This is a genomic window from Paludisphaera sp. (assembly GCF_037189885.1).
GTDB lineage: Bacteria > Planctomycetota > Planctomycetia > Isosphaerales > Isosphaeraceae > Paludisphaera.
Genome location: NZ_JBBCIR010000011.1, coordinates 1 through 6,332, shown reverse-complemented (window position 1 = coordinate 6,332; position 6,332 = coordinate 1). Strand labels below are relative to the sequence as shown.

Annotated in this window: 4 protein-coding genes; 1 reads left to right on the top strand and 3 read right to left on the bottom strand. The window is 71.5% G+C overall.

Annotation, left to right across the window (positions count from 1 at the left end):
• Positions 1–200: 200 nt before the first annotated feature.
• Complete coding sequence (locus WG209_RS05100) at positions 201–1,484, bottom strand: DNA ligase (RefSeq protein ID WP_337173930.1); 1,284 nt, start codon at positions 1,482–1,484, stop codon at positions 201–203.
• A gap of 200 nt (positions 1,485–1,684) precedes the next feature.
• Here WG209_RS05100 and WG209_RS05095 point away from each other — a divergent pair, with 200 nt between their 5' ends.
• Complete coding sequence (locus WG209_RS05095) at positions 1,685–2,710, top strand: alpha/beta hydrolase (protein ID WP_337173929.1); 1,026 nt, start codon at positions 1,685–1,687, stop codon at positions 2,708–2,710.
• A 33-nt stretch (positions 2,711–2,743) separates the two neighbouring features.
• Here the strand turns inward: WG209_RS05095 and WG209_RS05090 are convergent, their stop codons facing one another.
• Together WG209_RS05090 and WG209_RS05085 are read right to left on the bottom strand one after the other, a co-directional pair.
• Positions 2,744–4,312: a cellulase family glycosylhydrolase gene (locus WG209_RS05090; RefSeq protein WP_337173928.1), complete on the bottom strand. Its 1,569-nt coding sequence runs from the start codon at positions 4,310–4,312 to the stop codon at positions 2,744–2,746.
• Positions 4,313–5,447: 1,135 nt separating this feature from the next.
• Entirely contained in the window at positions 5,448–6,254 is an 807-nt protein-coding gene (locus WG209_RS05085) for an IS5 family transposase (RefSeq protein ID WP_337173927.1), read from the bottom strand.
• Positions 6,255–6,332 lie beyond the last annotated feature (78 nt).

Genomic DNA, 6,332 nt, shown 5'->3' with positions numbered 1-6,332 from the left:
CGGGCGATCCCGACGGCCTCCCGCGCCAGCCGCAGCACCGACTTGGTCATGGGCCGGGTCGTCTGGCTCTTGGTCTTCATGCCCCTTCTACGAACACCGGCCCGGGATTGTTTTCGACAGAGCACCACGAGGGGAGAAGGGGGGACGCGTATCCCCTTGGCGATGTTTTCCACGGGGCCTCCTCGCGACCCCAGACGGCCTCAGACTTCCACATATCCCTTGCCGGTCTTCTCTTCGATGAGACCCGCGACGTGGCGGGACGCCGCGGCCTCGTCGGCGAAGGTCTTCGCCTTCGCCTGGCCGGTCGAGCCGATCCGCCCGTATCGGACGACGACCTCGCAACCGTCCCGCGCGACCTCCCAGAACTTCGCCGAGCCGCCGTCGACCAGTTCGAATCGACGGGCCGACGCCGTCGCCGTCACGGTCGTGGGGACGGGCGCGGCTGTGACCTCCACCGACTCCGAGGGCCCGGCGACGTCGCACCGGACGCCCAGGAACGACGGGAACCGGGGGACCCCCGCCTCCGTCAGCTCCTGGTAACGGAACGCGATCAGCGAGCCGACGGCCGGCGGACGCTCGCGTTGGGCGTCGGAGAAGCCGGTTCCCACGGAGAACTTCGTCCCGTCGGCCAGCTCCACCAGCAGCGCCCCGAGCCTCCCCTTGTGCCTCCCCGCGCCGGGCTGGTGCCCCAGCACGCGGGCCTCGGCGTCGCGGAAGCTCTTGACCTTCAGGAGGGAGACCGAGCGGCCGATCTCGTAGGCCGACGCCGGCCGGCGCAGCATGAGCCCCTCGCCCCCCAGGGCCTCGACCCGCGACAGCTCGGCGCGGAGGTGATCGATCCCCTCGCAGGTCGAATGCCCGTGGGCGCGGAGGTGGGGAGGGCGACGGCCCTCGACGTGGGCCCGCACGGAATCGAGCCGCGCCTCGAACGGGCCGTCGAACGTCGGGGCGTCGAAGGCCAGGTACGCGACCTCCTTCCAGTGGTCGCTCCGATCCTGCCGCCGGACGATCCCGACCGTCCTCTGGAACTGCTTCCGGCCGATCCACAGCTCGCCGTCGAGGGGAGAGTCCGGGAACCCTTCGAGGAACCAATCCGGCGCGTGGAAGGCATTGCCCAGGCGGGAGATCAGCCGGTTCCCGTCCCAGTACGCGCGGACGCCGTCGAGCTTCTCGCTCATCCACCAGCCGGCGAGGTCCTGGGCGTTGTCCCACGACTCGGCCAGCAGGAGCGGCGGGCCGGACTTCGCCTCCGCGCCCCCCTCGGCCTCGGGCCGCGGCGCGGGGACCGCCCCGACGCGGTCCTGCTCGGCCGCGTCCCCCCGCAGCTTCCTCAGGTGCTTGCACGTCCGCGACTCGATCGCGATCGACTGGTTCCGCCAGGCCGGGCACGAACAGGAGTAGACGCCCCCCGTGTTCTTCAGCACGTAAGGCTTCGCCCCCGATCCCTTCATCTCCATGGTCTCGCCGTCGAGCAGGTCGGGCATCGGACGTCCCTCACGGACAGTGGACATTTGAACCATATCGCCGCGAGCGCCTGTTGTAGCGCGCCGGCGTCCCGGCCGCAAGGCCGCGCCGACGAAAGGCCACGCCGCGCGGGCCGGGGCGGGGCGGATTCGGGGCGCGGGCTCGGTTATCCTCGTCATGGACTGGCGTCCGGATACCCATCACGACAGGAGACCGCATCGTGTCCCCAGCCGCCCGATTCCGCCTCGTCGGCCTCGCCGCCGGCCTCGTCGTCGCGAGCTTGATCCCGTCGGCCCACGCGCAGGCCGTGAAGGCCCGGCCCAAGGCCCAGGCGAAGAAGGCCGAGGCGAAGGCCCAGGCCAGGGCCGCCCGGCCCTACGCCGTGGAGCCGACGCATGCGAACGTCCCCTACGGCGAGCACGAGCGGCAGGTGCTCGACTTCTTCAAGGCGGAGTCCGACGGCCCCGCGCCGCTGGTCGTCTACATCCACGGCGGCGGCTGGAACGGCGGCGACAAGAAGCCGTTCGCCGACCTCAAGAAGCTGCTCGACGCCGGGGTCTCGGTCGCCACGATCAACTATCGGCTCGTCCCTCAGGCCCGCGCGGCGGGCGTCGAGCCGCCGGTGAAGTGGCCGCTGGAAGACGCCGCGCGGGCCGTCCAGTTCCTGCGTTCGAAGGCCGGCGAGTGGAACATCGACAAGGATCGCGTCGGCGCCACCGGGGGGTCGGCCGGCGCCTGCTCGTCGCTCTGGCTGGCCTTCCACGACGACATGGCCGATCCCGATTCGACCGACCCGATCGCCCGCGAGTCCACCCGCCTGGCCGCCGTCGCCGTCAACGGCGCCCAGACGACGCTCGACCCGAAAATCACCCGCGAGTGGATCCCCAACATGAAGTACGGCGGCCACGCCTTCGGCTTCGACGCCGGCGGGGGGAAGACTCAGTTCGAGAACTTCCACGACGGCCGCGAGAGCGTCGCCGAGTGGGTCGAGGAATACTCGCCCCTGTCGCACGTCACCCGTGACGATCCGCCGGTCTTCCTGAACTACCCCGCGCAGGACAAGCCGCCGGTGAAGGGGGAGGAGCAGAAGGACCCGACCCACTCGGCGTTGCTCGGCCTTATCCTGGAGGAGAAGCTCAAGGCCGAGGGGGTCGAGAGCCACCTCGCCTACCCCGGCGCGCCCGACGATCACTTCCAGACCCCGGCCGACTTCCTCATCACCAGGCTGAAGTCGGCGAAGCCCTGACGCGAAGCGAATGGGCCGCGTCTACCCCGCCCGTCACCGCGCCCTGTTGCGGTCGAAGTACGACTTCAGCAGCAGGGCGCGGTCGGTGGGCGCGGCGCTCGGCCGGTCGTCCTTCGGGTCGGGGCCGTGTTCGAAGCTCCAGCCGTGCCACTCGCGATAGGCGTGGTAGGCCCAATCCCAGCCGTATTCCTCCATCACGTCGATCACGTCGCGGAGGTAGTCGCGGGCGCTCGCGCCGGGCGCCCATCGGATCGCGCTGAACTCGCCGATGTAGATCGGCACGTTGTAGTCGCGCTCGAACCGCCGGGCCGGCTCCAGCGCCTCGCGGATCTCCTCCTTGCCCCACGACCGGCCGTCGACCACGCCCGGATAGGTCGGCCCGGTGGGGTTGTCGTGGACGCCCTGGTGGGTGAAGGCGTGGGGCTTGTACATGTGGACGCTGTAGACGACGCCGTCGATCCCGGGGAGGGGCTCGAAGTCGTCGAGGCCGTCGGGGTCGCCCCAGGGGGCGGGCTCGACGACGATGGCCTTCTTCGGGTCGAACGCGCGGATGCGCCTGGCGGCCTCCAGGGCCAGTTCGGGCCAGGTCTTCACGCCGTCGGGGAGCATGCCGGGGACGGGTTCGTTGAGCAGGTCGTAGCCCCAGACGGCCGGGTGGTCGTGGAACCGCCGGACGATCCGCTCCCACACCTCCAGGAAGTGCCGCTGGTGGGCCGGGTCGCGGAACAGGGACATCACGTCCGACCCCGCCGCGCGGCCGCCGGGGGGGGTGTGGAGGTCGATGAGGACGGCGATCCCCTCTTGCTCGCAGACGGGGAGGAGCCGGGCCAGGCGGTCCATCTCGCCGTCGATCCAGCGGTCGTACTCGGCCTCGGACGCGGTGTCGGCCGGGCCCTTGGGGAAGCCGCCCCAAAGGAGTTGCCAGCGAACGTGGTTGGCGCCCCAGGTCCGCGCCAGGGTCCGCAGGTCGTCGGCGTCGACGGTGGTGCCGATCATCACGCCGCGCAGGCGTCCCCGGCCGTGCCGCTGGTCGGGCTTCTCCCCGGAGGGGGCCGCCGCGCGACGCGCCGGGAGGATCTCGATCCGCGCGTCGTCGAACGTCACGCGGCCGGTCGTCGCCTCCAGGCCGAGGACCAGCTCCGCGGCCCGGAGGTCGTCCGGCACGGACTTCGTGAAGGAGACACGTGACCAGCCAAACGACCCGACGTCGACCGCCGCCTGCGGCCAGTCGTCGCCGGCGCCCTTGAGGTGGAGCATCACCTTCACGCCGTTCCAGGGTTGCGGCGGCTTCGCCACGTCGTCGGCCCTCACGTAGGCCTCGACCCGGATCCGACGCCCTCGAAGCGCCTCGACCGGCAGCGTCCACGTCGCGTTGCTCGACCCCGCGCCGGCCGACTTCGGCCGCTCGACCACCAACGCCGCCGAGCCCGACCGCCCCGCGCCGGGGACGACCCGCGCGCCCTCGCCCCCGACGGCCGCCCCGTCGAGCGGCCCGGCCTCGTCGAACGAGCGCGAGAAGACGACCGCGGCGTCCCCCCCCTCCCCCGCCCCCGACGCCCCCAGCAACACCCACGGCAACAGCGCGACGAACGTCCCGATCATGGCGGCACCTCCCGACGCCCCGCGCGTCACACGTCGTCGCGCGGGCCGACTCCCCCACGTTAACGCGCCCCAGGGGGGACGGCCAACCCGCGCGAGCATGGCCCCCGGAAGGGCGGCCCGCGATCTTTTCGACATGCTTTTCCTTGTCCCTTTCCCCGGGCGACCGGATAGGATGGCCATCGACGGTCGCCGGACATCCCGATCCCTTCATTTCGCGGGAAAGGACGGAGACGATGGGCACGCGACGCGAGTTCCTGGGCGGCGTGGGGCGAGGGATGCTGGTCGCGAGCGTCGGCCTCGGCACGGCGCTGGACATGGGCCTCGCCCCCGCCTGGGCCGGCGACGACGGCGACGGCGACGGCCGCGTCACCTTTGGGGGGCTGGAGCCGCTCGTCGGCCAGATGCAGGAGACGCCCGTCGATCGGCTCTTGCCGGCGCTGGTCGGGAAGCTCAACGCCGGGACCGAGCTGAAGACGCTCGTGGCCGCCGCGGCGCTGGCCAACGCGCGGACCTTCGGCGGCGAGGACTACATCGGCTTCCACGCGCTGATGGCCCTCGCGCCGGCCTACCACATGGCGCGTCAGATGCCCGAGGATCGCCGGGCGCTGCCGGTGCTCAAGGTGCTCTACCGCAACACGAGCCGGATCCAGGAGCACGGCGGCCGCCCCTCGGAGGTGCTGCGCGCGGTCCGGCCGGGCGCGCTCTCGGCCGGGCGCGACCCCGGCGAGGCGCTCCGCGAGGCCGTGCGCCGGAGGGACATGGGCGAGGCCGAGGCGACCTTCGCCGCGATCGCCGCCGGCTCGCCCGACGACGCGTTCAACAGCCTGCTCGTCGCCGTCGAGGACGACACCGAGGTCCACCGCGTCGTCCTGCCGTATCGCGCCTGGGAACTCCTCGACGTCGTGGGCAAGGAGCAGGCCCACGCGATGCTCCGGCAGTCGGTCCGCTATTGCGTCAAGAGCGAGCGGGCGCGGAGGCATGGCGCGGAGGATGACGAGGTTCGCTCCCTCCTGCCGCGGCTGTTCGACCAGCACCACCTGCCGAGGACCTCCCCCGGGACCGCGCGGCCCGGCGACGCGTGGGTCGCCTCAATGTGCGAGACGCTCTTTACAAGCTCTGACAAAACCCGGTCCAACTACATACATTCGTGGTGGAGGATACGGAAGCAGATCACACTGGCAGCGAGTGTCGTCCAGGCGTCGACGATCACCCCCAGCCGGTCATACCTCACCCGCAGCCGCCGCAGGCCCTTCAGCCAGCTGATCGTCCGCTCCACCACCCAGCGGACCTTCCCGAGGCCGCTGCCGTGCGGAGTCTTCCTCCTGGCGATTTGCGGCTCGATCCCCAGCCACCGCAGCAGCGCCCTCGTCCCCTCGCTGTCGTAGCCCCGATCGGCGTACAGCTCATCAGGCAACTCCTTCGGGCGGCCCGGCGTGCCTTTGACCCTCGGGTAGTCGAGCACCACGGGGACGATCTGCTTGTGGTCGCTGGCATTGGCCCCGGCCGTGCGGATCGCCAGCGGCACGCCGTGGCGATCGACCATCAGGGTGTGCTTCGTACCGGATTTGCGGCGATCGACGGGGCTTGGGCCGGTCGCCTCTCCGCCGCCGAAGGCCCGCACCGTCACGCCGTCGACGATCACCGTTTCGGCGTCGAGCTTGCCGGCCCGCTTGAGCAGGCCCAGCAGGTCCACGTGGAGGCGGTCCCAGATGCCGGCCTCCTCCCACTCCCGCAGCCGGCGGTGCGCCGTCCGGCCAGAGCACCCGAGTTCGGCCGGGACATCCTCCCACCGAGCCCCGGTGGTGAGCACGAACCAGATGACCCGGACGACGACCCGGTGCCCGATGCGGGGCCGGCCGCCCTTGGGGCCGACCGGTTGCTCCGGGGGCAAGTGGTGGGCGACCGCCTCGTAGTACTGCTCGGGGATGCTGGCGTTGGCCATGGCGGTAGTCTCCTTGATGGAGAGGGACTACCGGGACAGGGCGCAAACCGGATGCCAGCGGGTTTTGTCAGAGCTTGT